A 1871-nucleotide genomic window follows, 5' to 3' on the forward strand; every position below is an offset into this window, starting at 1 on the left:
ACCGGGTTCGGCCTGGAGGAGAAGAAGCCGTATACCGACGGTGTCATCACCGGTTGGGGCACGGTCGACGGCCGGACGGTCTTCGTCTACGCGCACGACTTCCGGATCTTCGGTGGCGCGCTGGGTGAGGCCCACGCCACGAAGATCCACAAGATCATGGACATGGCCATCTCGGCCGGTGCGCCGCTGGTCTCGCTGAACGACGGCGCGGGCGCGCGTATCCAGGAGGGCGTCTCGGCCCTCGCCGGGTACGGCGGCATCTTCCAGCGCAACACCCGCGCCTCCGGTGTCATCCCGCAGATCTCCGTGATGCTCGGCCCGTGCGCGGGCGGTGCGGCGTACTCGCCGGCGCTGACCGACTTCGTCTTCATGGTCCGCGAGACCTCGCAGATGTTCATCACCGGCCCGGACGTCGTCAAGGCGGTCACCGGCGAGGAGATCACCCAGAACGGCCTCGGCGGCGCGGACGTGCACGCCGAGACCTCGGGCGTCGCGCACTTCGCGTACGACGACGAGGAGACCTGCATCGCGGAGGTCCGCTACCTCCTGTCGATGCTGCCGCAGAACAACCGCGAGAACCCGCCGACCGTCGGTTCCGAGGACCCGGCGGACCGCCGCTCCGACGTGCTGCTCGACCTCGTGCCCGCCGACGGCAACCGGCCGTACGACATGCACAAGGTCATCGAGGAGCTCGTCGACGAGGGCGACTACCTGGAGATCCACGAGCGCTGGGCGCGCAACATCATCTGCGCCCTGGCCCGGCTCGACGGCCAGGTCGTCGGCATCGTCGCCAACCAGCCCCAGTCGCTGGCCGGCGTCCTCGACATCGAGGCCTCCGAGAAGGCCGCGCGCTTCGTTCAGATGTGCGACGCGTTCAACATCCCGATCATCACTCTTCTGGACGTGCCCGGCTTCCTGCCCGGCGTCGATCAGGAGCACGGTGGAATCATCCGGCACGGCGCGAAGCTGCTGTACGCGTACTGCAACGCGACCGTGCCGCGGATCTCCCTGATCCTGCGCAAGGCGTACGGCGGCGCGTACATCGTGATGGACTCCCAGTCCATCGGCGCCGACCTGACGTACGCCTGGCCCACCAACGAGATCGCGGTGATGGGCGCCGAAGGCGCCGCCAACGTCATCTTCCGCAAGCAGATCGCGGAGGCCGAGGACCCCGAGGCGATGCGGACGCGCATGGTCAAGGAGTACAAGGCCGAGCTCATGCACCCGTACTACGCGGCGGAGCGCGGCCTCGTCGACGACGTGATCGACCCCGCCGAGACGCGCGAGGTCCTCATCAAGTCCCTCGCCATGCTCCGCACCAAGCACGCCGACCTGCCGTCCCGCAAGCACGGCAACCCGCCTCAGTAAGAGGAGTCGTCCCAGTGACCACCCCCGCATCAGAGAACCTTCTCCGGGTGGAGAAGGGCCAGGCCGACCCGGAGGAGCTCGCCGCGATCACCGCGGTGCTGCTCGCCCGCGCTGCCGCCCAGCCCGCCGCCACGGCCCACCGCGCCCGTTCCACGGCCGGCTGGCGTCGCCTGGAGCGCCAGTCCGGCTTCCGCCCCTCCCACTCCTGGCAGGGCTGACGCCCCCGCCGCACGAGCGACACGAAGGCCCCCGCACCGATCGGTGCGGGGGCCTTCGTCACGCGGGGCTTCCGGCGGGACTACCGGAGGCGGGCCATGAGGGCGTGCTCCACCAGGGTGATGAGGGCGCTCTTGGCGTCGCCGCGGTGGCGGGCGTCGGTGGTGATGATGGGGGTGTCGGGGCCGATCTGGAGGGCCTCGCGGACTTCTTCGGGCTGGTAGGGCTGGTGTCCGTCGAAGCCGTTGAGGGCGATGACGAAGGGCAGGCCGCTGTTCTCGAAGTAG

The 1871-nt window shown here is 69.6% G+C and carries 2 protein-coding genes and 1 pseudogene; 2 read left to right on the top strand and 1 reads right to left on the bottom strand.

The window, feature by feature from the left end; all coding sequences use genetic code 11:
• Window positions 1–1368 (top strand): acyl-CoA carboxylase subunit beta (locus VIU94_RS19060; RefSeq protein ID WP_331913031.1); only part of this gene is annotated, 1368 nt, incomplete at its 5' end.
• 14 nt (window positions 1369–1382) lie between these two features.
• On the top strand, window positions 1383–1586 hold the full coding sequence (locus tag VIU94_RS19065) for an acyl-CoA carboxylase subunit epsilon (RefSeq protein ID WP_331913032.1): 204 nt from the start codon (window positions 1383–1385) through the stop codon (window positions 1584–1586).
• 80 nt (window positions 1587–1666) lie between these two features.
• Here the strand turns inward: VIU94_RS19065 and VIU94_RS19070 are convergent.
• Window positions 1667–1871, bottom strand: a pseudogene (locus VIU94_RS19070) (ATP-binding protein); the annotation flags it as partial.

It is taken from the genome of Streptomyces sp., assembly GCF_036566765.1.
Taxonomy (GTDB): domain Bacteria; phylum Actinomycetota; class Actinomycetes; order Streptomycetales; family Streptomycetaceae; genus Streptomyces.